The 21,910-nt window shown below is 49.8% G+C and carries 28 protein-coding genes and 1 pseudogene; 4 read left to right on the top strand and 25 right to left on the bottom strand.

Annotated features, from left to right (window positions below; genetic code table 11):
- Nucleotides 1-34: 34 nt before the first annotated feature.
- The 6 genes from JJQ72_RS02100 to JJQ72_RS02075 all read right to left on the bottom strand — a co-directional run bounded on the left by JJQ72_RS02100 (nucleotide 35) and on the right by JJQ72_RS02075 (nucleotide 2,351).
- A complete protein-coding gene (locus JJQ72_RS02100) occupies nucleotides 35-298 on the bottom strand; it encodes a hypothetical protein (RefSeq protein ID WP_208202568.1) in 264 nt (87 codons plus the stop codon).
- 141 nt (nucleotides 299-439) lie between these two features.
- Complete coding sequence (locus tag JJQ72_RS02095; protein ID WP_208202567.1) at nucleotides 440-691, bottom strand: hypothetical protein; 252 nt, start codon at nucleotides 689-691, stop codon at nucleotides 440-442.
- Nucleotides 688-966 carry a hypothetical protein gene (locus JJQ72_RS02090; protein ID WP_208202566.1) on the bottom strand — a complete coding sequence of 93 codons (279 nt, stop codon included), beginning with the start codon at nucleotides 964-966 and terminating at the stop codon, nucleotides 688-690. Before JJQ72_RS02090 ends, JJQ72_RS02095 begins: the two co-directional genes overlap by 4 nt.
- 9 nt (nucleotides 967-975) lie before the next feature.
- Nucleotides 976-1,491 carry an XRE family transcriptional regulator gene (locus tag JJQ72_RS02085; RefSeq protein ID WP_208202565.1) on the bottom strand — a complete coding sequence of 172 codons (516 nt, stop codon included), beginning with the start codon at nucleotides 1,489-1,491 and terminating at the stop codon, nucleotides 976-978.
- Between the two features lie 338 nt (nucleotides 1,492-1,829).
- Nucleotides 1,830-1,967 carry a hypothetical protein gene (locus tag JJQ72_RS02080; RefSeq protein ID WP_208202564.1) on the bottom strand — a complete coding sequence of 46 codons (138 nt, stop codon included), beginning with the start codon at nucleotides 1,965-1,967 and terminating at the stop codon, nucleotides 1,830-1,832.
- Nucleotides 1,968-2,102: 135 nt separating this feature from the next.
- Nucleotides 2,103-2,351 carry a helix-turn-helix domain-containing protein gene (locus tag JJQ72_RS02075; protein WP_208202563.1) on the bottom strand — a complete coding sequence of 83 codons (249 nt, stop codon included), beginning with the start codon at nucleotides 2,349-2,351 and terminating at the stop codon, nucleotides 2,103-2,105.
- A gap of 173 nt (nucleotides 2,352-2,524) precedes the next feature.
- Here JJQ72_RS02075 and JJQ72_RS02070 point away from each other — a divergent pair, with 173 nt between their 5' ends.
- From JJQ72_RS02070 to JJQ72_RS20700, 4 genes and pseudogenes are all read left to right on the top strand, one after another.
- Entirely contained in the window at nucleotides 2,525-2,878 is a 354-nt protein-coding gene (locus tag JJQ72_RS02070) for a helix-turn-helix domain-containing protein (protein ID WP_243895796.1), read from the top strand.
- Between the two features lie 119 nt (nucleotides 2,879-2,997).
- Nucleotides 2,998-3,858 (top strand): ImmA/IrrE family metallo-endopeptidase, encoded by an 861-nt coding sequence (locus JJQ72_RS02065; protein ID WP_208202561.1) that lies wholly within the window; start codon nucleotides 2,998-3,000, stop codon nucleotides 3,856-3,858.
- Nucleotides 3,859-3,871: 13 nt separating this feature from the next.
- Nucleotides 3,872-4,993: pseudogene (locus JJQ72_RS02060) on the top strand (recombinase family protein); the annotation flags it as partial.
- A 689-nt stretch (nucleotides 4,994-5,682) separates the two neighbouring features.
- Nucleotides 5,683-5,994, top strand: coding sequence for a magnesium chelatase subunit ChlI family protein (locus tag JJQ72_RS20700; protein ID WP_347880710.1), 312 nt, complete (start codon nucleotides 5,683-5,685; stop codon nucleotides 5,992-5,994).
- 72 nt (nucleotides 5,995-6,066) lie between these two features.
- Here the strand turns inward: JJQ72_RS20700 and JJQ72_RS02050 are convergent, their stop codons facing one another.
- From JJQ72_RS02050 to trhA, 19 genes are all read right to left on the bottom strand, one after another.
- Nucleotides 6,067-6,825, bottom strand: a complete 759-nt coding sequence (locus JJQ72_RS02050; protein WP_208202560.1) for a phytanoyl-CoA dioxygenase family protein — start codon at nucleotides 6,823-6,825, stop codon at nucleotides 6,067-6,069.
- A 72-nt stretch (nucleotides 6,826-6,897) separates the two neighbouring features.
- Nucleotides 6,898-8,241: an ANL family adenylate-forming protein gene (locus JJQ72_RS02045; RefSeq protein WP_208202559.1), complete on the bottom strand. Its 1,344-nt coding sequence runs from the start codon at nucleotides 8,239-8,241 to the stop codon at nucleotides 6,898-6,900.
- Entirely contained in the window at nucleotides 8,231-9,655 is a 1,425-nt protein-coding gene (locus tag JJQ72_RS02040) for an acyl carrier protein (protein WP_208202558.1), read from the bottom strand. The genes JJQ72_RS02045 and JJQ72_RS02040 overlap by 11 nt, the downstream gene beginning before the upstream one ends.
- On the bottom strand, nucleotides 9,630-11,033 hold the full coding sequence (locus JJQ72_RS02035; RefSeq protein ID WP_208202557.1) for an alpha/beta hydrolase-fold protein: 1,404 nt from the start codon (nucleotides 11,031-11,033) through the stop codon (nucleotides 9,630-9,632). The genes JJQ72_RS02040 and JJQ72_RS02035 overlap by 26 nt, the downstream gene beginning before the upstream one ends.
- Nucleotides 11,034-11,412: 379 nt before the next feature.
- Nucleotides 11,413-11,805, bottom strand: coding sequence for a YraN family protein (locus JJQ72_RS02030; RefSeq protein ID WP_208202556.1), 393 nt, complete (start codon nucleotides 11,803-11,805; stop codon nucleotides 11,413-11,415).
- On the bottom strand, nucleotides 11,795-12,103 hold the full coding sequence (locus JJQ72_RS02025; protein WP_138226145.1) for an EscU/YscU/HrcU family type III secretion system export apparatus switch protein: 309 nt from the start codon (nucleotides 12,101-12,103) through the stop codon (nucleotides 11,795-11,797). The genes JJQ72_RS02030 and JJQ72_RS02025 overlap by 11 nt, the downstream gene beginning before the upstream one ends.
- On the bottom strand, nucleotides 12,100-13,797 hold the full coding sequence (locus tag JJQ72_RS02020) for a M14 family metallopeptidase (protein ID WP_208202555.1): 1,698 nt from the start codon (nucleotides 13,795-13,797) through the stop codon (nucleotides 12,100-12,102). The genes JJQ72_RS02025 and JJQ72_RS02020 overlap by 4 nt, the downstream gene beginning before the upstream one ends.
- 75 nt (nucleotides 13,798-13,872) lie before the next feature.
- Nucleotides 13,873-14,523: a ribonuclease HII gene (locus tag JJQ72_RS02015; protein ID WP_138226147.1), complete on the bottom strand. Its 651-nt coding sequence runs from the start codon at nucleotides 14,521-14,523 to the stop codon at nucleotides 13,873-13,875.
- 195 nt (nucleotides 14,524-14,718) lie between these two features.
- Complete coding sequence (ylqF, locus tag JJQ72_RS02010; protein ID WP_208202554.1) at nucleotides 14,719-15,585, bottom strand: ribosome biogenesis GTPase YlqF; 867 nt, start codon at nucleotides 15,583-15,585, stop codon at nucleotides 14,719-14,721.
- A 47-nt stretch (nucleotides 15,586-15,632) separates the two neighbouring features.
- The gene (gene lepB, locus JJQ72_RS02005) at nucleotides 15,633-16,247 is read right to left on the bottom strand and encodes a signal peptidase I (protein ID WP_407669163.1); all 615 of its coding nucleotides are present in this window, start codon (nucleotides 16,245-16,247) and stop codon (nucleotides 15,633-15,635) included.
- 96 nt (nucleotides 16,248-16,343) lie between these two features.
- Entirely contained in the window at nucleotides 16,344-16,688 is a 345-nt protein-coding gene (gene rplS / locus JJQ72_RS02000; RefSeq protein WP_138226150.1) for a 50S ribosomal protein L19, read from the bottom strand.
- 252 nt (nucleotides 16,689-16,940) lie between these two features.
- On the bottom strand, nucleotides 16,941-17,087 hold the full coding sequence (locus tag JJQ72_RS01995; RefSeq protein WP_175415286.1) for a hypothetical protein: 147 nt from the start codon (nucleotides 17,085-17,087) through the stop codon (nucleotides 16,941-16,943).
- A 139-nt stretch (nucleotides 17,088-17,226) separates the two neighbouring features.
- A complete protein-coding gene (gene trmD / locus JJQ72_RS01990; protein WP_208202553.1) occupies nucleotides 17,227-17,976 on the bottom strand; it encodes a tRNA (guanosine(37)-N1)-methyltransferase TrmD in 750 nt (249 codons plus the stop codon).
- A gap of 1 nt (nucleotide 17,977) precedes the next feature.
- Complete coding sequence (rimM, locus tag JJQ72_RS01985; protein ID WP_138227788.1) at nucleotides 17,978-18,502, bottom strand: ribosome maturation factor RimM; 525 nt, start codon at nucleotides 18,500-18,502, stop codon at nucleotides 17,978-17,980.
- A 209-nt stretch (nucleotides 18,503-18,711) separates the two neighbouring features.
- Nucleotides 18,712-18,942, bottom strand: coding sequence for a KH domain-containing protein (locus JJQ72_RS01980; protein WP_138226152.1), 231 nt, complete (start codon nucleotides 18,940-18,942; stop codon nucleotides 18,712-18,714).
- Between the two features lie 21 nt (nucleotides 18,943-18,963).
- A complete protein-coding gene (gene rpsP, locus JJQ72_RS01975; protein WP_138226153.1) occupies nucleotides 18,964-19,236 on the bottom strand; it encodes a 30S ribosomal protein S16 in 273 nt (90 codons plus the stop codon).
- A gap of 47 nt (nucleotides 19,237-19,283) precedes the next feature.
- Nucleotides 19,284-20,666, bottom strand: coding sequence for a signal recognition particle protein (gene ffh, locus JJQ72_RS01970; protein ID WP_208202552.1), 1,383 nt, complete (start codon nucleotides 20,664-20,666; stop codon nucleotides 19,284-19,286).
- A 39-nt stretch (nucleotides 20,667-20,705) separates the two neighbouring features.
- A complete protein-coding gene (gene ylxM / locus JJQ72_RS01965; protein WP_138226155.1) occupies nucleotides 20,706-21,056 on the bottom strand; it encodes a YlxM family DNA-binding protein in 351 nt (116 codons plus the stop codon).
- 129 nt (nucleotides 21,057-21,185) lie between these two features.
- Entirely contained in the window at nucleotides 21,186-21,833 is a 648-nt protein-coding gene (gene trhA, locus JJQ72_RS01960) for a PAQR family membrane homeostasis protein TrhA (RefSeq protein WP_138227789.1), read from the bottom strand.
- Between the last annotated feature and the right edge of the window lie 77 nt (nucleotides 21,834-21,910).

Genomic DNA, 21,910 nt, shown 5'->3' with positions numbered 1-21,910 from the left:
TTTGCCCCCATCTGTTATAGTGGGGGCATCAAAATTAAATTTTGGCACCAGACGAGACCCGTACCCGCGGGTCATTTTCTTTTTGATCATGTTCAGCAATGTTTTGCCACTCTACGATGACTGGGCAATTTTCAATACTGGCAATAATCTGTTCGTTCTCATCGATCACCCAGAATTCTGAAATGTTGTCATCACCCACTTGCTTGATCTCAATAATCTCCCGGTTATTGACCTCAGTGCCGACTTCAAAAAATCTCGTCGGATTACTGACAACGGTCAGCTTTTGAATTACTTGCATGCTTCTTCCTCCCTTCGTATGTAGTTATCAAGCTGGTCCAGATAAGCACCATCTTGGATGCGTCAGCCGCATCTCCCGACACCAGACAGGAGTAAGGTTATGATACTGTCCGATGTCGGGAGACAAAGCCGAAGCTCTGTCTTATATATTCAGTTCTTGCTCGATCCGGTTCAGGACTACCGCCATTTCAGGTGCAGGCAAGGTTTTTAATAAATACGCTGCATTTGCCCAGTTAAGATAGGCTTCCTCGCGTTGACTTTTGAGCTCATTTAAACGCTGGATGTTATCTGGATCCTGCATAATTAGTTGCGAAATGGAGACTGTACTGGCCCTGAGTGCTTGTGTGGTAGCAATATATACATCTGCAGGTGATCGGGAAACTGGGGTATTCATAGCTCCAAACCCTTGCGCTTCTGACGTTCAACAATTAAAATAGATGACAAGAGACTCTTAAGACGTGTTCTCAAACGGGACTGCCCTGGCCGGCGGTCTTTTTTCATTTCCACTTCATTTTCTGCGAATCGGATCATGGTGTTTAGATAGGTAATTCCATCAATCAACTTGTTAGGATGTATCATTTTATCCGGATTACGAACAATGATATGCAGGTTATGTTCAGCATTTCTTCCCGCCTGCAAAGCTTGTCTTACCAAATCACTTCTCAACATACAGAAACCTCATTTCATATACTTTTTCGATTTCATGACTGAGCGGTGCTCTTTCCAAGTAGCGAGCCATGAAAAGGAATATTCTTTACACAGCACCGCCGCTAGATGGGTCAGCGCGGTGATCGCCTCGACCGTTTCCATAAGCAGCCGCTTAATCTGCTGGCGTTCCGACTCATCGATCTGCTCATTTGTCTTGCTAATAGGAGCTTGTCCGGATGCAGTAAGCACTTCTTTGATCTCTTCCACGCTCTTGATTAATACACTCGCCCTATGTAAATCCACATTGTTGAGCCAAGGTGCAAAGGCGCCACCGGTCACTTCTCCGGCTGCCGCAATGTATAACTGACCGTCATCGTAATACTGGGTGGTAGATGCCATAACTTCTTTGGATGGCTTCCTTGTGCCCTTTATGACTTTTCCAATGAGTGAGGCATCTACATGTGCTGCAGTCCCGGCATTCCCTCTTGTGTCTCCTTTGCGTTTTAATACTTCATCGAGTGCTGATCCGAATTGTCCGATTGCCATATCTCGATCTTCTCCTTTGTCCGATTATTGGGATGATGACGGACAAGGAAATGCTGTAATATGAAGTTGTTAGTAAGACTTTCCCCTCTCGTCATCCCCTTCGCCGCTGGCAGCTGGTACCGCTCCAGCGGCTTTCTTCTATCCTCTTCAAGTTTTCATGCGCTTCCTTCAGCACCCGTTTCCGCTCAAGCTTTGATATACTTTCGTGATTTATAGAATAATGTGGGAGCGACATGTTCAATGCGATCTCAGTATCGATGTTTTTTAGCAACCTTCTGGTAACAATGGCTGATACACAGGCGGATCGAGATGTTTGACGTACCCATCTAAATCGCATCCTAGGCTCCTTCCTCGAGCTCAACATCTTCCTTTTTCTCTGGATGAGGAGCCTCGTGTACGATTCTTAGGGCTTCGACCATCCTCTCCATGTCTGGCTCATATTCAGCTCGATAAGTTATTCCCGATGGATTACCCATGTTCTTCTCCTCCTAATTCAAATTCCAAAAGGACATAGCAACTTCAGCTCGGCTCAAGATTGACTTCTTAAGAATCAGGCGTTCCACGTACTTCTTATATGTCCTGGATGTTATTCCACTTTTCACACCACTTCTCTATTTTGCTATTTTAGCAAATCCGAGACCAAAAAAATTTTCAATTCTACATTCTAATTTATTTGCAAGTGCAGGCAACTGGTTCGCTTTGAAAGAGTAACTCCCCTCCTCATACTTCATATATGTTGATGCATTCTTAAAACCTAACGATTCAGCCAAGTCCTGTAATGATAATCCCAGCTCAAGTCTCCGCTGCTTTACAAACTCCAGATTTACTTCACTGGTGAATTGCTCTGACTTTTTACCCACTTTACACCTCCTCGCTAATTTGCTGTTTCAGCAAACCTTCTTGCTTTAATATACATTGCTGTTTTAGCAAAGTCAATCACTTTTTTGTTGTTTTAGCAAAATAGTTTTTTCTGTTTTAGAAAAATGTTAGAATATCATTGCCATATTAGAAAACAATGAGGAGAGTGGCATACTTGTCCGTTGCTGGAGACCGTATTAAAAAATTAAGAGAACGCGAAGGTCTCACTCAACTTGATCTGGCAAATAAAATTGGGATTAATAATAGTGTTCTTTCGCGTATCGAAGCAGGCAAACGTCCTGTTGAGGATGTTGAAATGAATGCATTTGCTGATTTCTTTGATGTCACTACCGATTATTTACTTGGTAGAACAGACTACCCTAAGGGTTACCAGACGAATATGTCATTTTACGGTGGACCAGAACAATACACACAGGATGAAATAGAGGAAATGGAGGCAGCCCTTGAGAGATATCGCGATATGAAACGCCGGGCAGCTGAACAAGCAAAGAAAGACTCGAAGAAATAACAAGCACTCCAGCCTATGGGAATATATAAGGATTATAAGTAACTTTCTGCTTAACAGCCCTATCGGGCTTTTCTTTTACATCAATAAACGAACATACATTCCCTTTTCGAGGTGTATACATGATTTTTCCTAACTATTACGAAACTACACTGGAGCAGTGGGTATCTAATCGTTACCGTGCAAGTCGTATCCTTCAACCAGAGGATATGGATTTAGATCGGATCAGTGAGGTATTTCTTGTTGATCTACGTTATGATCAATGCCTGCCATTTTCTGATAATGAAGAGAGAGTTATCTTCTTAAACAAGAGGGACCCCCATCCTATTGCACGGATGGTATACTTCCATGAACTCTGCCATGTGCTTAGACATGCCGGAGATCAACGAAGAATGAACAAACTCTTTAGAGATGGCCAGGAAGCTGATGCAAAAGCCTTCCTGTTATACGCGTCAATGCCTTTCTTTATGATTTCTCAACTTGACATCCCCGAAAACCAAAAGGGCGCAACATATTATCTAGCGAAATTGTTTAGTGTACCTCCAAAACTTGCTAAGCAGCGACTCCTTCAAATTCAAAGAAGAGAGCTCCAAAGCACCCTGATGTTGTCTAGGTTACCTATTGCAGGTGATGAGCCGGTTAACGTCCCGACAGAAACACAAATCTATGCATATTACGATCCAGCGGGCAATCTGGAGTGCCCATCACAGTTGATACTGCATATTGATGAACAAACTTTACATACATGTGATGTGCTTCAGTTTTCTTTAGACGATTCCCTTGCTCATATTGATGAGAGTGAACTACATGTTTTTGCTGCTTGCCTACCTGTATTAAGCGATGACCTAGATTACAAAGATGGCAAAATCAGCTTAAAACTTCGTCATCTCACAAACAGATACAATTATGCTTCACAAAGCTTTGTGATTCAGATGAAAGAACTCAAAACTGTTATGGAATTTAACGGAGCATATTGCAAATAAGGAGGATTTTCCTATGATAAATTTTGCCTCAGATAATGAAATCAAAGATGTTGCCATATACCCTCGGGTCTCCAGTGACGATCAACAAGAACGTGAAACCATCCAGAGCCAGATTGAATTTGCAATCAAATATTGTGAGCTTCATGGTTTAAATATTGTTGATTGGTATAAAGATGATGGAGTCTCAGGAACCGTCCCTCTTAATGAACGGCCGGAAGGCAAACGACTTTTAGAGGATGCTATGGCTGGTAAGTTCAAAAGCGTCCTTATATATAATATGAAACGTCTTGGTAGGAAGGCTCGAGTGACACTTGATGCCATCTATGAGCTCGAAGAATACGGAGTTACTATCAAATCCATGACCGAACCTTTTGATACCAGTACGCCAATGGGTAGATTCGTCATTACTGTCCTGGCTGGTCAAGCTGAGTTTGATCGAGATACCCTCCTCGAAACCCTCTGGCATGGTGCGAATCGAGTTGCTCGCCAAGGTCAATGGCTGGGGGGGATCGTACCATATGGATATGTGGTTGTAGATAAATTTCTTCAAGTGAACGAGGATATGCTACCAGGCAAAAAAGATTTATCTGAAGCCGGAGTTATTCGGCTGATGTATCACCTTGTTGGAAATGAAAAATGGTCAACTGTACAGGTAGCAGACTATTTTAATTCATTAAAGATTCCGCCTTCTTATGTCAAAGATGGTCGGAAGTTGAAAAGGGGAAAAAGGAAAGAAAACACGGCTGGGGTTTGGACCCCAGGGCGAATCAGAAATATGATCGTGAACACGACATATAAAGGGCTTCACGTATACGGTAAACGATCTAAGAAGGATCGGGAGCTCATAGAAAGAGAAGTCCCATCGATTGTCTCAACTGAACTATGGGAAAAGACACAACAATCCCTGAGCGATAATCAAATAGAAGCTTTCAAAAATCAAAACCGAAACAATCTATTACGAAGCATTATCAAATGTGGATCCTGTGGATTGACATATCATGGTGCTGCATTTGCTGGACGGGGGCGTAAACCTCAGGCTTATTATATTTGTGGGGGTAAGACTGCTTACCGAGGGCCTGCTCAAGGTAAGTGTCGATCCAAGAACATTCCCGCTGATTGGATAGAAAAACAGGTATGGGATGAGTGTATTCAATTTATTAAGAATCCAGAAGAAGCCCTTGATCTTTTAGGTGCCGGCATGCAGGTAAGAAAGTCAAAAATCGGAGAATACCTTACGGAAAAAGAAATTGTACAGAAAGGCATCGCTGATAAGCAAAACGATCGTCAAGGTATCCTAACCCTATATCGCCAGAAAATGATAACAGCTTTGGACGTTGAAAAACAGCTACAAGAAATAATGACCGAGACCGCTTTACTTGAACAACGACTACGAGAGATCGATCTATTAATTAATTCCGAGAATGATGCGAGTGTTGAATTCAGCTCTGCCGAAAATTTGCTCAGGACCCTCAGAATGAAAATTGAAAACGATCCATCATTCGAAACCCGGCGTCAGGTTGTTAAAGCACTCGTTGATGAAATTATTATTGAAACCATTCCATCTCCAATTGGTGGAAGACCAAAGGCAGAAATAATTGTTCGGTATTTATTTAAAAATTCCAAAGCACCAATCCACACGGGTGTCCGTGCGGCTACTTCGGAGCTGAGCCGACAGGCCTTCATCGGTGTACCTGCAGTCTGCCTAAAGTTTCAGCCTACCGTGCCAAAATATCCGGACCGCTGCTGGACCGCATCGATCTTCAAGTGGACGTACCAAGACCTAAAGAGCGCCCAAGTGAAAGCCAAGCCTTATCCTCTGCGGATATGAAGCAGCTTGTCCTGTCCGCCCGGGATATTCAGCTGAGCAGATACCGCCACACCCGCTTTTCATGGAACAGTGAGCTGCAGGGCAGCGCACTGCGTACCTTCGCCAAGCTGGAGCGAGAGGCTTCCGATCTGCTGGATACCACACTGGAAGCGCTGGGCCTGAGTATGAGAGCCTATGATCGTATCCTAAAAATATCAAGAACGATTGCCGATTTAGAGCATTCTGACATCATTCGCTTTACACATGTGGCAGAGGCTGTACAGTATCGCCAGCTGGATCTGTCACCCGTCAACCAGGAGGAGGTCTAAAGCATGTAAAAGCGCCGGCGGCGTCACAATGACGGCTGGCCGGCGCTAATTATATAGGGCTCGATATCAGGTTTAGAAAATTTGTGAATTATGGCCAAGTAATCGTCTGCGGCGGGGATTGGCGCGCGCAATGACATCTTCCGGCGCTTTATAAAACACATTGTTGTCGTGACTCAAATGGGGGACGATAAATTTTTTGCGATATATCACCTGCTGAACATACCTGGGCGAATGGCTCATGTGAGGAGCACCGCGATGCCATATCTGGCTGTTAAACACCAGGCAGTCTCCTGCTTTAGCCAGAATGGATACCGGTCCCTGACCGTTATAGCTCTCAATATGCTCGGTAAATCCCAGATCCTTGCCGGCCCGGTGAGAACCCGGCACAACCTGGGTCGGTCCAAGCTCCTCAGTCACATCCTCCAAATAATAGAGGGCATTCATGAGATATACCGGTAATTGAATCCGTGCATCCAGCTCCACACCTTCAGGGAGCGGGAAAAATAACGCTTCGTCCACATGCCACTTGCTCACCGCATTATGATGCTGGGTTCTCATCCCGTTCATGCTGCTAAGCTGGCAGTCTTGACCCAACACCTCTTCAATAAATTCACTGATGACGGGATGATCCACAAGCTCCTCAAACACTTCCCCGTGCTCAAACATCGGACCCTGCAGCATAACACGTTCATCCTTGCCCTCAAAAGCAGCCATAATCCCTTGCTTGATCTGAGCGGTTTCTTCAGCGTTTAATACCCCTTCAAACAAAACATATCCGTCTCTGTGAAGCTGCTCCAGCTCTCTTGTAAATCGATCCGCTGTAATTTTCATCTTTTCATGATCCACCTTTCTAAATTGGCATTGATTTGTTGTATTTGTTGTATTTGTTACATGGATTAAGGATTATAGGTTACGGAGCTTCTTCATCCGGCTTCCGGTCAGTGAATGCTCGGCGATCACAATTTTTTGCGGTATTTTGTAAGCAGGAAGCCGATCTCTGCAATGCTCCCATACCCGCTGGCGCAGCTCGGCAAGCTTCATCTCTTCCCGGAGCGAGAGCGTGGCCTTGATCAGCTGTCCCGTAATTCCACTGGCCTCTCCGCTGACTACGGCAGCTTCTACAAAGGGAAGCTGCTGAAGCACATCCTCCACCTCCGCCGGGTACACCTTTTCGCCCCCGACATTGATCATTTCTGAACGCCGGCCCAGAATTCGGATAAACCCCTCTTCCTCTAAAGCTTCATCCCCCGTCTTCAACCAGCCGTCAGTCGTAAAGGGATCCGGTGCATTTAAATATCCCATCATGGTCCAGGGGGATTTGACTTCCAATAATCCATCCACAATCCGGTACTTCACCTGCTCGCTTTGTATGGAAAAAGCTAATCCTTTTGAGCCGGCAGAGCGAGTCGGCAGTACTCCCAGCTCAGACATGCCATAGGCCTGATTCGTCTTGACCCCGGGAAAGGCCTGATGCCAGGCTTTTAGTGTTGAGGGCGGCATCACCTCGGATCCGTAGGATACCACCTCTAGACTCGACAGATCATACGCCTCGTACGTTTTACTCATGAGAAGGAGATTCATGAAGGTGGGAGAGACCGGCAGCGCCTGAATGCGGTGCTGTTCAATGGTTCGGCACACTTCTGATGGAGAGCGGTCCTTCAAAATATACAAGGTGCCACCGCTGCTTAGCGTTCGGAGCATCGTATTCATCCCGCCGATATGATCCAAAAGCATGAAGGGAATCGTTTTGAGTGCTCTTCCCTCCCGCTCATACTTGGATAACAGGGCCGATGTCCGGTGCACTGCAGCTTTGCTCGCGCCGGAAGAGCCGGATGAAAAAATAATCAAGCCCCCGCTTTCTTCTCTTTGCAGCTGAAGGAGCAGCGGATGGGTCACCGTGAATCCCGGAGCCTCCAGGGCAAGAAGCCCTTCCCGCCCGGCGCTGCAGCGAAATGCAGCCTGTGTTAGAACCGCATATTCGATCCGCTTGGCTTCCGGGAGCTGTGCATCCATTACCGCAGTAATGCAGTTCATCTTCCAGAGTGCAAGGAGAGCGGCGACAGCCTCGGGGGAATATGGCTCTTCCAGCGTTACTATGGAGCCTGCCATCCCCTTCATTTGAACCTGCTGGCCGATGAAATGTATGTTCTGAAGCAGCCAGCCGTACGTGTATATTTCATCATTGCAAACTAAAGCCGGTCGTTCCTTCCAGCGGGCGAACCGCTGCAGCAGCTCCTCACACTCCATGATGGCTTTCCTCCCTCTGCAAAGACAGCTGCCGGCTGACATAGCCTGCCAAGGAGGCCACGGATTGAAATGGATTCTCATTCTGCGAAGCAGCGGCCAGCTCCGATAACGACAGACTGACCTCAAATTCTTCTTCAATACTTTGCTCCACAGCCACTAGCAAGGTAACCAGGCCTAAGGAATCCAGCTTGCCATCCCGGCCATAGAGCGGTGTTTGAAGCCCGCACTCTACGGGGATGCCTGTATTCTGATAGCGGTTCATTTCTGCACAGCTGTCCAGAATAATTCGGGTTAACGCCGGCTTGTCCAAATCTTTCGCCTCTGCATCCGTACTCCATTGCTGAAAATGACCTCGGTGCTTCAAAACACTTCCCATTTCCTCAAACCAGCGCAGCTCATCCTCCGCCAGCTGCTGGATGGTCTGCCGCGCGGGCTGCAGCCATCCGGGACGGCGCAGACTGTGCTTGAGCTGCAGCAGCTTGTGTGCCTGCTCCCAGCTGGAAAGCAGATGTTCATACCGTGAGGTCAGTTCTGTAAAAGGCGACCCTGCAACAGAAGCAGTCTCCAGCATTAAATCGCGAAAAAAATACCGGCTCCATCTCATATCAAAGGTAAATGCCGCTGCAAGCCTCAACCCATTCTCATCATTCTCGCTTAAGCTGTGCAGCTGATTCAGCAGCTCGCGGGTGACACGCTGGCCAAAGAAATACGTGCGCCCCCCCTGATGGACCTCGCGGCCGGCCATAAATTCCTGCACAGTGGTTGCAGCGGTTTGCAGTAAAATGTCCAGATATCCTTGGGCATGCAGCCCTTCATCCGCTTCAATATCCAGGGTGGAATAGGTGTAGAGCTCTTCTTTCTTTTTGGCAGCTGCAAGCTCAGGGATGCATTTGTTGCCTCTCCAGAACGCCTGAAAGTTCTCCATAGAAATACTGCCCTGATATTTTGCCGGGACAGGATCATATACGAGCAGCTCGTCTTCTTTGATTCCGTAAACAGCCAGCCAATGATCGACCAGATACAGCCGGGACTGCGGCTGGACCAGCTTTTCAATGTAATTGGGATTCATATAATCGTCGCAGTAAGGCAGATAATAGCTGCTGCCAGTCGCCAGAAACAGCTCCCCGCGGTCGATACAGCGCTTAATCTCGCCAAGGCCCTCTTGAAAACCGGGCAGCTCTCTGCGCGATTTCATCCTCCATACCGGCTCACCATAATTCAGCTTGTGATGATAGGTTTTGACCAGACCCTCACTAGAGCAGGAGGGCAGGCCGTACAGCCGCGAATTTGCCAGCAGACTGAGGCTGCTGTGACATCCCTGTCGCTGCAGTACCTCATGAATCAGTGGAAAATGGCAAGGATAGTAATAAGGGATCTCCATGACCGGATTAAAAGATGGTATTTGACGGTTCATGCTCTGCCCCCTTTTCGTTGGATGCTCTATTCATGGAGCTGTCCCATCCCGAAATTGTATAATGCAGCTTCAGATCCTGATCCGCGCGAAGTCTTCGATTGGTCATGACTTGTCCCTGCTTCCCCGTTTCAAAGCGACGGAAGCCTCGTGTAAACCGAAAATGGAAGCCTGCATTCCGTGGAACCTTGAAGCTCCCCTCATATCGGCCTTCACCGGTATAATCCAGCTTCATTCCCATCCCGCCGTAAATGCTCGCCGCAGGCTGCGCTTCAACAGGCGCCTGGGCGCTGATATGGATGGTGACAAAGTTTGGAAGCTGAGGGATGACGGTGATCATTTTTGTGGCGGTCAGTCCCCGAGTACTCAGCGTGATCTCAGATGTCCCCGGTTTCTGTGGCTTCAGCTCACCATAAGATCCGACCTGCAGCACTTGGGGATCTGATGAGGTATATTGCCCGTCCAGGACGCTGACGGCAAAGCCGCTGTCGTAACGAAGCACGCCGTTCATCACCGAGCCTGTCCCGTCCAAACCGATCTGGTCCCGACCATGCAGCAGTAGACTTGACGGATTACCTATTCTGCCGAACATGTAAAGGAGCGGAATATGTACCCGATCTCCCCAATCTTTCTCCTGATGGGCGGCTTCCGGCTCTTCCAGATAAGCAATATCCTCCATGTACCGGCTGCCACGCTCCATACAACGGGTCACAATGCTGCGCACCTGAGAGGGAAGAAACAGACCCTCTGCATCCCCGATATCCATCCACATGGAGACGTCCGGCTTGCTGTCTTTTTCGAGAACCAGTACCTCCTCCTCAAGAAATGGTTCCGGATCTGTATGCAGGGTCGGTTTGACAAAATACGGGGACATCATGATCAGCTTGCCGAACACGTCCGGCCGCCGCATGCCGATATGATAAGTCGATAGCCCTCCCGCCGAAGCTCCAATTAACCCTGTGTTAGATGAATCCCTTAACGTTCGATAATGGCTGTCAATATAAGGCTTGAGATCGTTAATAATAAAATCCTCATATTGAAGTCCGGAGCACCCTATATGCCCTGCTTCGCTCTCCGGCGCTTTATAGTGATAGAACTCGTTATGCGTGAGCGGGCGCAGGTGAGCAATACCAACAATAATCAAGCCGTCTATATACCCTTGCTCCATGAGCCGGTCCGCCGCCGCATGAATATACCATGCCTCGGTGCCAGGTGAAGCGGGCTCGAACGCTCGCTGACCAGCATGCATATACAGCACCGGATAGCGTCTGCTTCGATCATAATGATAGCCTGGCGGCAAATACACAAAAATACGCCTTTCATTGTTCAAAAGCTTCGCCTTAAAGCCGTCCAGCCTCTCAATGACTGATGATGTCGTCAATGGTCACTCTCCTTTTCTCGTTGAGGAATCTCCATTAGTTCAAACGTTTGCGCAAAATGGAAGCCGTGTCTGTGATGATTGTGGTCCGGCGCCTCCTTTCATGTCAGGCTACTTACTGACTGCTTACTCTAAGCAAGCGAATTCGGCTCACGTTCTTGGATTCACTCCTCCTTGGGGCTTCAGGAAGAGAAATTAAAACAACCCCGCCTCTGTGAAAGAGACGGGGTTGTACCAGGCACCTGATGTGCTATGGTAAACATGGCCCTCAGATTGTTGCTTGCTTAAGGTCTATTCTAAATCCTGGAAAAGGTTTTTGTAAACCATTTTTATACGAAGGATGAAAAAAAAAATCTATCCTACATCTGACGACAGACTGGAATTAAAAAGCATCCTGGATATGCTCCAGCGACTCTGTGCTCAAATCAGGCAGAAGCGATACAGCAATAACATCAAAGCGTGTCTGTGACGGATTGACGCCTTTATAGTGCAGGTAATAGCCGGCAATGGCGCGAACCTGCTGCATTTTTCGAATATTGACAGATTCTGCTGGGGTGCCGAAGATCCCTTTGCTGCTGCGGCTTCGAACCTCCACAAACACCAGGGTATCTCCTTTCGGGGAGGATACGATAAGATCCAGTTCCCCATAACGGCAGCGCCAGTTTCGCTCGCGGATTGTATAGCCGAGTGTGTGTAAATACCATGCTGCGGCCTGCTCTGCGGCTGCTCCTTTTTGCTGCCTGGTGGCTTTGACAGGCTCTCCATTAGGATTCATGGATTCGCCCCTCCCTGGCTTTAGTCTCCGCCCGGTACACATAGGTCAGCACCTCGGCAACCAGCTGGTACAGCTCTGGAGGAATTTGCTGATCCAGATCCAGCTTGGAGAGTACCTCTACCAAGGCTGCGTCCTCCTGCACCGGGACGCCATGCTCTCTGGCCCGTTCAAGAATTGTATCGGCCAGCTTTCCCTGTCCTTTGGCAGTGACGACTGGCGCTTCACTGTCACCTGGACTGTATTTTAAAGCTACGGCTTTTTTGAGCGATGCGGGAGCTTCTGAGGAGAGGTCCTTCATATTTTCAGATCCACTCCTTTGTAAATATCCGGTGTATATTCATCTGCAACACGGCTCTGAGATTTGTCTGAAGCCGGAGTAATTTCCGGAAATGGAGTCGTTTTCATGCTCAGCAGCTGATATCCGATGTCTTCAACCGACTGTGCCAGCTCCTGACGCCCGGATTGGAACAGCTCCTCCGCCCAAGGCTCATTATTTTTCATCTGGATGCTCACGATATTGTCTACGACCTGCACGTCAATCACAGTGTGTCCCAGTGTGTTCATGTTCAGATCAAACCATAGCCGGCAGTTATGATGATCCAGCTCACCCTTGCGGCCCCGCCTCGACTGCACATGGACGGCTGCAGTCTGCTCACCGTCCGGACCATGAAGAGGAATGAACATTGTGATCTGGGCAAAAGGCGCCGTGCGATCTGTATTCAGCAATAGCTGCTGGCCGGTCAAATGCTGCAATAACTGCTGTGCTGCCTCCTTGAATGCCGGCGGCAAATCCGCTGCCGAGAGCTGCAGCAGCAGCCCCTTTACCGTCTCCTGGATTTCGCTTCCAGGCTGTGTACCGGCTCCGGTGAGGACGGGAGGCATGAGCGGCGGACTGAGCGCAGCGCCTGTTGCGGCGCTTGGCGCGGCACTCGCGGCGGCGCTTGGCGCGGCGCCCGCTGCGGCGCTTGGCGCCGCTTGCGCGGGCGCGCTGCCGCCGCGCAGCACTTGCTGCTCGTGCTCTGCACCGAGCAGCTTTAAGAGCCGCCCCACCCACGGCTCTGCCGTGAGGGTGGAGGGCGCTGGGCCCGGCGCGGCAGTGCCGCCGGCCGTAGGTCCCTGCTGCGCATGCTCGCTGCGCAGCTCCTGAAGCAGGCCCTGCAGCTTTGCCAGCAGGGCCGCTGCCGCATTCCCACCAGCCACCGCTCCCGCTGGCGCACTGCCGCCAGTCACCGCTCCCGCTGGCGCATTCCCGCCAGCCACCGCTCCCGTCAGCGCATTCCCCCCAGCCATCGCTCCCGCCGTCGCACTACCGCCAGCCACCTGTCCCGTCAGCGCACTACCGCCAGCCACCGCTCCTGTCTTCGCACTGCCACCAGCCGCCCCTGCCTGCTGCTGAAGCTGATTTACAGCCGTCCTCAGCTGCTGCTCCACGTCCTGAAGCAGCTGGTGCAGCGGAGGGCCGAACACAGCCTGATGCAGGCTTGTTACACTTTCACGGGTTACGGGTAAGCCGCGCTGTAGAGCGATCGCAGCCGACTCAGCCCATTCTGCGGCCGGAAGCTGTATCGGCTTGAGCGCCAAGGCTTCCTTCAGTACCGTAACATTCTCCTTATTCAAGGTTACTCCCGCATGCTGAATGCTGCGCAGAATTTCACGCACCTCTGGCGTATCCGGCAGACCCGCCTGCCGCAGTAAATCTGCTATGGAGGCTGTGGTCAGGGCTGCTCCTTGACCTGTAAACGGCTTCAGCACAATGGCACCGTCTGCGCCTGGCTGCTGTACCTGCAGCATCGCTGATTCTCCCGGACGCAAATTAGCCTCCAGACGGGCTTTGACATGCACCCCTTGAATTTGCACGACCGCTTCCTGGCTATCCTCTGAAACATGAACAATCAAGCCTCTGACAACCTGGCCGGGCTTCATCTCCAAGGCTTTGGCATCTCCCGGCTTTTGCTCTCCGAGCAGTCCGCGAATTAAAGATCCGATGTTCACGCCCCAAACCTCCAAACATTTCGTTTACCTATATATCGGCAGCAGCCTCCCTTTTGGAAAGGGCTGCTGCCGTCTTCAGAATAAGGCCAGCTGCTCCGCTTCTATGTTTTTCAAAAAGCTTCGCCGATGCATTGCCGTCGGTCCGTGCAGCAAGATTTGCTCCCGGTGCTGCTTCGTGGCATAGCCTTTGTGAACAGCAATGCCATATTCCGGATAAGCCTGCTCCCATTCCTGCTCACAGAGCCGGTCCCGGATTACCTTCGCTACAATGGAAGCTGCCGCTATAGACTGGCTGCGGGCGTCGCCTTTGACGATCGCCAGCTGCGGGATACGGCTGTCAACATGCTCTGCATCTACGAGCAGAAATTGAGGCTGCACCTGCAGTGCATCCAGAGCCAGCTTCATCGCTTCTCTTGCCGCCTGCTTGATATTGATCTCATCAATCCTCGCCGCATCCACGCGTCCCACACCGACTGCCAGAGCCTCCTCCATAATTTGCTCGTAAAGCACCTCTCTTTTTTTGGCAGTCAGCTTCTTCGAATCGTTGATCCCTTCCATGAGCAGTCCTTGTGGAAGAATCACCGCCGCCGCAACGACGTCTCCGAATAAGCAGCCGCGCCCTACCTCATCAATGCCTGCTATATGTACATAACGATCTCCGTATTCTTTTTCATAGGCCAGCAGATCAACTGCTTCACCTTTGCTGTTTTCCGCTCTTTTTTTCATTCTTGAACGCCTACTCTCTCAAGCTTTTCTAATCTAGCGCCTTCATGCGGGCTACTTACTAGCTTAACACAGGTTTGCATCTATTTTAACGGAAAGGTTCTACTACCTTCTGACAATGAGACGAGAGCATAAGGGTGCACAACAAAACAGCCGCCACCTCGCGAAGCAAGGCAGCGGCCATATTTCAGCATTCTATTAATAAGGGGCTTCCATCGAGAAGCGTCCCATCTTGCCTGCCCGCAGCTCTCTCAAAAAGAGGCTGGAGGCTTTCTCCAGATCCACTCGGCCGCCGCTGACAATGCAGCCCCGTTTGCGTCCGATATCTTCCATTACGGTCACGATTTGATCGCCATCCTCGAAATCCTCCGGACGGCGCTTCAGATCAAAACGTTCACTCATCGGTTCCCAGTAATATCTGGAGAAGTATTTCACCGCAAAAAACGCGATATCTTCCACATTTAATATTTCTTCCTTAATCGCTCCGGTCACGGCCAGCCGATATCCAACGTTCTGATCCTCAAACTTGGGCCACAGAATACCCGGGGTATCCAGCAGCTCCATTTCTCCGCCGGTCACCTTGATCCATTGCTGTCCTTTTGTCACACCTGGACGGTCACCCGTCAAGGCGATACTGCGCCCTGCAAGACGATTAATCAGTGTAGACTTGCCTACGTTCGGAATGCCTACAATAAGCACCCGCATGGCCCGGGGATTCATACCCTTGGCAATCTGCCGGTCAATCTTCTCTTTCAAGAGAAGCTTCACCTGACCCGGGATGTCCTTGACCCCGGTTCCGGTAGCTGCATCAATCGGGAATGCCGGAGTTCCGGCTTCCTTGAAATACTGAATCCACTGCCGGGTCACTTCCGGATCCGCCAGATCGGCTTTATTCATTAGAATCAGCCGCGGCTTTCCTTGTAAAATATCATCGATCATCGGGTTTCGACTGGACAAGGGCAATCTAGCGTCGATCAATTCAACAACACAATCAATCAGCTTGAGCTTCTCCTCGATTTGGCGCCGTGCCTTGGTCATATGTCCCGGAAACCATTGAATCGCCATGCTGTGACCACCTCACAATCCTGCTGCTTTAGGAGTACTATACCCCTCTATTGGCTAATAAATCCGATGTCCTTCAGCGGCCAGAAAATAACATCAGCTCGTCCGACGATATCCCCCAGCGGTACAAAGCCGATCATACGGCTGTCCGTGCTGTTCGAGCGGTTATCGCCAAGAACAAAAACGTGCCCTTCCGGCACTGTATCTTCAGAAACATATTCATTCGGGAAATTCGTCACTGGATTGTACAGCCGTCCTTCAGCATTTGCTGCATCGACCGCTTCCTGGATGTAGCTTTCCTCCACAGGCTTTCCGTTTACAAGCACTTGGTCGCCTTCCACCTTCACCGTATCTCCCGCCACCGCAATCACTCGCTTGATAAAGTCTCTGCCCTCGGATGGAACATGAAAGACAATGACCTCACCACGCTCCGGCTTGCGTATATCGTACAAAATCTCGTTGACTATCAGCTTTTGATTGGAGACAAAGGTGGGCTCCATGGACGGCCCCTGCACCACAAAGGGTTTAAAAAGCAGCCAGCGAATGAGAACCACCAGAATCAACGCAATGAGAAGGGCCTTGATCCATTCCAGCAGCTCATTCTTGGCCTTCGGCTTGCCAGCTTGATGGGAGCTGACAGCATCCTGATTGGATTCCTGCATAATTCACCGTCCTCCTGCCATGATGTTTCACGGACACCTATGTATCTGAAATATACAAAAAGGGCTTGTATAACAAGCCCTTTTCTGATCGTCTGATGATTAACGACGAATTTCTTTAATTCTCGCTGCTTTACCGCGCAGTTCACGAAGATAATAAAGCTTCGCACGACGCACTTTACCACGGCGAGCCACTTCGATTTTCTCGATTTTAGGCGAGTTGATGGGGAAAGTTCTTTCCACACCTACACCGTAAGACACTTTACGTACTGTAAAAGTCTCACTGATTCCGCCACCGCGACGCTTAATCACAACACCTTCGAACAGCTGGATACGCTCCCGAGATCCCTCGATAACCTTAACGTGCACTTTTAAAGTGTCGCCAGGACGAAAGCTCGGAATATCACTGCGAAGTTGCTCTTGAGTAATCGCTTGAACGATATTCATCTAGGACTCCCTCCTCTCACACAGGCGTTCTTGCCTCTTCCGGAAAACCGTTTGTCTTCCATCATCATTTGCAGCGGACCACCGTATTCACAACAAAAGAATTTTACCACATCTATATTGCGAAATCAACTATTAATGTATTAAAACATATAAAAAGTGCCAAAGAGACGAGAGCATCTCTTACGGCACTGTTCATTTGTAATATCCGTCCATCTTCAATACGGACTCTGACGCGTTGATCGTGAATGATCCCTAGCGGGAGCTTTTATCAGGCACGCTATAGTCTCTTCCGTGAAGATCGCCATAATAGGCTAAAATATCATCTACCGACTGAAAAGACGTGTCTTCCTTCGGCTTCGCGGATGTATAGGCTTCGTTCATGGATTGATTCTCGTTCATCTTATTTTCCTCCTAGTGTGGTGAAGCATCTGCAAAAGTATATTACCCACCTGCTGATTACTTGCACCATACGAGGAAGCTGAATCATATTTTGCTAAAACAATGATACTTCTCCAGCAGCCCGGAACCCGGCCCTTTTCTATTCATTCCGCTGATTCTGCTCTTCCGCCTTCAAGGCATCCAGAAACTTCAAATCCTTTGGGGACAGCTCCAGCTTCTCCAAAAGCTCCGGACGACGCTCCCAGGTGCGTCTCAATGCCTGCTCCCTGCGCCAGGTCTCAATATGAGCGTGATGGCCGCTAAGCAGCACATCCGGCACCTTCCAGCCCCGGAACTCTGCGGGACGCGTATAATGCGGATACTCCAGCAGCCCTGTACTGAAGGAGTCTGTGATCGCCGAGGATTCATTGCCCAGCACGCCGGGAAGCAGACGGACGACTGAATCAATCATCACCATCGCCGGCAGCTCTCCCCCGGTAAGCACGTAATCCCCAATGGACAGCTCGTCAGTCACCAGATGCTTACGAATGCGCTCATCATAGCCTTCATAGTGTCCGCATATAAACACCAAATGATCCTCCTTGGACAGCTCCTCTGCCTTAGACTGCGTAAAGGGCTGCCCTTGAGGACAGAGCAGAATAATCCGCGCCGGGGAAGAAGACTGCTGCAAAGCCTCTACCGCTGCGAAAATTGCGTCTGGCTTCAGCACCATCCCCCCGCCGCCGCCGTAAGGCGTGTCATCCACCTGGCCGTGCTTATTGCCGGCATAGTCGCGGAAATTAATAGCCTGGAGAGATACGATTCCCTTTTCGACCGCTTTTCCCAGGATGCTTGTCCCGAATACTCCGGTAAACATCTCCGGGAACAATGTCAGTACATCTACCTTCATCCTATAACAGCCCTTCCATCAGGTGCACCCGTACCTGCTTGCTGGTCTTGTCTACCTCCAGCACGACATCAGGAATAGATGGAAGCAGAAGCTCCTTCCCGTTCGGGGTCTTCACCACCCACACATCATTGGCCCCCGGGGTAAGAATTTCCGTAATTACGCCCAGCTCCTGAGGGGGATCTTCATCTGTAATGACCTTGCAGCCAATAATCTCGTGGAAATAATATTCGTTGTCCGGCAGCTCTTCCTGCAGGGCTTCGTCAATTTTCAGCAGGCTCTCTTTGTATTTCTCCGCTTCATTAATCCCATCAATTTCCTTAAATTTCACCATGTACATATTCTTATGCACCCGTGAGGTATCCACGGTGACCGGTAGCGGAGCACCGCCCCGGGGAGATACGATATATAGCTGGCTGTTCTTGGCAAACCGCTGCTCTGCAAAATCACTGTGAGAAACCACCTTCAGCTCACCCTTGATGCCGTGGGTATTTACAATTTTGCCTACAGTAAACAACTTTGGTGCCATCATAATCCTCCTGCCTGGTAAAAATAATCATTCTGATATTATTATGATTTCTTCAGCATGTACGAAAAGGGGCTAGGACATGCATCCTAACCCCCTTTCGTATATTTTTAAGAAAATGCCCATGTATCTCTTGTAGAAAGAACGCTTAGACCGCAAAAACCACTTGACTGCCGAGATGATATTCTTAGAAGCCTGACTGTGACCGGCAATCAAGAGATAATGTCCACGGTAACCCGCTTGTCTATTTTCACGGCTGCCGATGCAACCACCGTTCGGAGGGACTTGGCGATCCGGCCTTGCTTGCCGATGACCTTCCCGACATCGTCAGGATGCACACTCAGCTCATAAACGACCAGATTGCCTTTGTCCACCGCCGTGACGGCTACATCTTCCGGATGATCCACCAAAGCCTTAGCAATAACGCGAACTAATTCTTCCATAGATAACCCTCACGATCCAACTTATTTCTGGTTCTTGGATTCATGGAATGCTTTCATTACGCCTGCTTTGCTGAGCAGGTTGCGAACGGTATCCGATGCTTGCGCACCGTTTTGAAGCCATTTCAGCGCTTTTTCCTCATCAATCTTTACTTCAGCCGGTTGAGCAACCGGATTGTAGTAGCCGATTTCCTCGATAAAGCGGCCGTCACGCGGGGAACGGGAATCCGATACCACCACGCGGTAGAAAGGGGCCTTGTGAGCACCCATACGTTTCAGACGAATACGTACTGCCATTTTGAACATTCACCTCCTTCAAAAAATATCCTCCTGTCACGCCAGAATCAACGGAACGGGAACTTCATGCCTTTACCACCTGTCAAGCTCTTCAATTGCTTCATCGCCTTGTTCTTGCCGCCCTTAGGGCCCATCATATCCGAAAACTGCTTCATCACACGGCGCATTTCATCGAACTGCTTGATCAAGCGGTTGACCTCCGCCAGCGAAGTGCCGCTGCCGGCCGCGATCCGCTTGCGGCGATTGTGGTTAATAATGTCCGGCTGCTGCTTTTCTTCTGTGGTCATGGAGTGCACGATCGCCTCAATGCGGCCCATCTGCTTCTCATCCACCTTCAAATCCTTAGTCTGCTTCATCTTGCCCATGCCCGGAATCATGTCCATCAGCTGATCCAGTGGACCGAGCTTCTTCACCTGATCCATCTGCTCCAGGAAATCCTCAAAGGTAAATTCCGCATTGCGCATCTTACGTTCCATTTCCTTGGCCTTCTCGGTATCAATGTTCGACTGTGCCTTCTCAATGAGAGACAGCATATCGCCCATACCCAGAATCCGCGAAGCCATCCGCTCCGGATGGAACGGCTCCAAGGCATCGATCTTCTCGCCCAATGCGGCGAATTTGATCGGACATCCGGTCACAGCCTTGACAGACAACGCCGCGCCGCCGCGGGTATCTCCGTCCAGCTTCGTCAGAACGACACCAGTCAAGGTCAGCTGAGCGTTAAAGCTCTCAGCCACGTTAACCGCGTCCTGACCTGTCATGGCATCCACAACGAGAAGCACCTCATCCGGCTTCACTTCACTGTGAATCTGCTTCAGCTCTTCCATCAGATCTGCGTCAATATGCAGTCGGCCTGCAGTATCGATAATGACATAATCATGATGATTATCCTTGGCGTGCTGCAGACCCTGTCTGGCAATCTCTACCGGACTGGTCTGGTCTCCGAGCGAGAACACCGGCGCTTTAATCTGCTCCCCCAGAACCTGGAGCTGTTTAATGGCGGCCGGACGATAAATATCTGCTGCTACCAGCAGCGGCCGGCTGTTCTGCTTCTGAAGGAGCTTGGCCAGCTTCCCGGTTGTCGTCGTCTTCCCCGCGCCCTGCAAACCAGCCATCATAATGACGGTCGGCGGCTTGCTGCTCTTCGCGAGCTTGGACTGAGTTCCGCCCATCAGCTCCGTGAGCTCCTTGTTCACGATGTCGATAATAACCATGCCCGGGGTGAAGCTGTCCATCACCTCTTTGCCGACAGCCTTCTCCTTCACCTTCGCCACAAACTCCTTGACGACCTTGAAGTTTACGTCTGCCTCCAGAAGAGCCAGGCGCACCTCACGCATAGCCTCGGTCACATCCTCCTCCGAAACCTTGCCTTTGCCGCGCAGCTTGCTGAACACATTCTGCAGCCGGCTGCTCAAGCCTTCAAATGCCATAATTCCACCTCCATCCTTTCTTGATGGGATACGCTGCTATTATATCATCAATTCGTTCATCCATTCTCTGGCAGCCTGCTTGTCGCTGTCATTGAGGGAACTCTGTTCTAAGGTTCGCTTTAACTGATCCATGGCTCTGGTCCGGGACTCATGCTTGCTCAGCAGTCCCAGCTTGTCTTCATAAACCTCCAGCGCCTGCTCCGCACGCTTGATATGCTCATACACAGCCTGTCGGCTGATCTGAAATTCAGCGGCGATTTCGCCAAGGGAAAAGTCTTCATGAAAGTAATGCTTCAGAAACATCTGCTGCTTCTCTGTGAGCAGTGGCTCATAGAAATCAAAGAGCAAATTAATCCGGTTCGTCTTCTCGAGCCGAGTCGGCTGACTCATGTAAAAGCACCCCCTCGTCAAGGGTAAATACTTTACAGTTCACTTGACGAACCTTATCATACAAAAAACCAAGAAGGATGTCAAGCAAAGTTCCTTGTCATCCTCTTGGTTTTTTTTCAGGCATCGGCATTAGGAAATCGGCAGCAGATAAAGCAGTACGGCAAAGAAATGCAGCACGCTCCCGGCCAGGACAAACAAATGCCAGATCGCGTGGTGAAACGGAAAGCCTCTCCATACATAAAAGATTGTCCCCAGCGTATACAGCACGCCGCCGCCCACGAGCAGGTTCATGCCCTGCTGCGCCACAACCGCATTCAGCGGAGCCCAGGCTATAACAATAAGCCAGCCCATTGCGACGTAAAATACAGTGGACATGAACAGAAACTTTTTGACGAAAAAGGCTTTGAAAATGCAGCCGAACAGCGCAATTCCCCAAATAATGCCGAACAGGCTCCAGCCCAGCGGTCCACGGATGGCAACCAGCAGGAAGGGCGTGTAGGTTCCGGCAATAAACAAATAGATGGAGGAATGATCCAGAAACTCGAAGATATCCTTCGCCTTTCCTTCCTTGAAGCTGTGCACCAGCGTTGAATTCATGTACAGCAGCAGCATCGTAGTGCCGTAAATCGTGAAGCTGACGACATGCCAGGCATTTCCCTTCAGGCTGGAAAACACAATCAGCAGCACCAGGGCAGCTACACTGAGCGCGGCCCCGATCCCGTGAGTAATCGCGTTCGCAATTTCTTCACGGCGGGGATAAGTATGCGTATTCGCCATATCTACAGTCCTTTCATCAAAGCTCGATGGTTTCATTATAAGGGGTTCCCCGGTCACTTTCCAGCAAGCTGCCCGGC

It is taken from the genome of Paenibacillus sp. F411, assembly GCF_017582705.1.
Classification (GTDB): Bacteria; Bacillota; Bacilli; order Paenibacillales; family Paenibacillaceae; genus Paenibacillus_AQ; species Paenibacillus_AQ algicola.
The sequence above is the reverse complement of the archived record's forward strand: the minus strand, read 5'-3'. Positions and strand labels throughout refer to the sequence as shown.

Bases quoted from the DNA above. Each gene is read 5' to 3' on its own strand.
- JJQ72_RS02100 (WP_208202568.1), bottom strand. From the start codon at position 298: ATGCAAGTAATTCAAAAGCTGACCGTTGTCAGTAATCCGACGAGATTT.
- JJQ72_RS02095 (WP_208202567.1), bottom strand. From the start codon at position 691: ATGAATACCCCAGTTTCCCGATCACCTGCAGATGTATATATTGCTACC.
- JJQ72_RS02090 (WP_208202566.1), bottom strand. From the start codon at position 966: ATGTTGAGAAGTGATTTGGTAAGACAAGCTTTGCAGGCGGGAAGAAAT.
- JJQ72_RS02085 (WP_208202565.1), bottom strand. From the start codon at position 1,491: ATGGCAATCGGACAATTCGGATCAGCACTCGATGAAGTATTAAAACGC.
- JJQ72_RS02080 (WP_208202564.1), bottom strand. From the start codon at position 1,967: ATGGGTAATCCATCGGGAATAACTTATCGAGCTGAATATGAGCCAGAC.
- JJQ72_RS02065 (WP_208202561.1), top strand. From the start codon at position 2,998: ATGATTTTTCCTAACTATTACGAAACTACACTGGAGCAGTGGGTATCT.
- JJQ72_RS20700 (WP_347880710.1), top strand. From the start codon at position 5,683: ATGAAGCAGCTTGTCCTGTCCGCCCGGGATATTCAGCTGAGCAGATAC.
- JJQ72_RS02050 (WP_208202560.1), bottom strand. From the start codon at position 6,825: ATGAAAATTACAGCGGATCGATTTACAAGAGAGCTGGAGCAGCTTCAC.
- JJQ72_RS02045 (WP_208202559.1), bottom strand. From the start codon at position 8,241: ATGGAGTGTGAGGAGCTGCTGCAGCGGTTCGCCCGCTGGAAGGAACGA.
- JJQ72_RS02040 (WP_208202558.1), bottom strand. From the start codon at position 9,655: ATGAACCGTCAAATACCATCTTTTAATCCGGTCATGGAGATCCCTTAT.
- JJQ72_RS02030 (WP_208202556.1), bottom strand. From the start codon at position 11,805: ATGAATCCTAATGGAGAGCCTGTCAAAGCCACCAGGCAGCAAAAAGGA.
- JJQ72_RS02025 (WP_138226145.1), bottom strand. From the start codon at position 12,103: ATGAAGGACCTCTCCTCAGAAGCTCCCGCATCGCTCAAAAAAGCCGTA.
- JJQ72_RS02015 (WP_138226147.1), bottom strand. From the start codon at position 14,523: ATGAAAAAAAGAGCGGAAAACAGCAAAGGTGAAGCAGTTGATCTGCTG.
- ylqF (WP_208202554.1), bottom strand. From the start codon at position 15,585: ATGGCGATTCAATGGTTTCCGGGACATATGACCAAGGCACGGCGCCAA.
- rplS (WP_138226150.1), bottom strand. From the start codon at position 16,688: ATGAATATCGTTCAAGCGATTACTCAAGAGCAACTTCGCAGTGATATT.
- JJQ72_RS01995 (WP_175415286.1), bottom strand. From the start codon at position 17,087: ATGAACGAGAATCAATCCATGAACGAAGCCTATACATCCGCGAAGCCG.
- trmD (WP_208202553.1), bottom strand. From the start codon at position 17,976: ATGAAGGTAGATGTACTGACATTGTTCCCGGAGATGTTTACCGGAGTA.
- rimM (WP_138227788.1), bottom strand. From the start codon at position 18,502: ATGGCACCAAAGTTGTTTACTGTAGGCAAAATTGTAAATACCCACGGC.
- JJQ72_RS01980 (WP_138226152.1), bottom strand. From the start codon at position 18,942: ATGGAAGAATTAGTTCGCGTTATTGCTAAGGCTTTGGTGGATCATCCG.
- rpsP (WP_138226153.1), bottom strand. From the start codon at position 19,236: ATGGCAGTACGTATTCGTCTGAAACGTATGGGTGCTCACAAGGCCCCT.
- ffh (WP_208202552.1), bottom strand. From the start codon at position 20,666: ATGGCATTTGAAGGCTTGAGCAGCCGGCTGCAGAATGTGTTCAGCAAG.
- ylxM (WP_138226155.1), bottom strand. From the start codon at position 21,056: ATGAGTCAGCCGACTCGGCTCGAGAAGACGAACCGGATTAATTTGCTC.
- trhA (WP_138227789.1), bottom strand. From the start codon at position 21,833: ATGGCGAATACGCATACTTATCCCCGCCGTGAAGAAATTGCGAACGCG.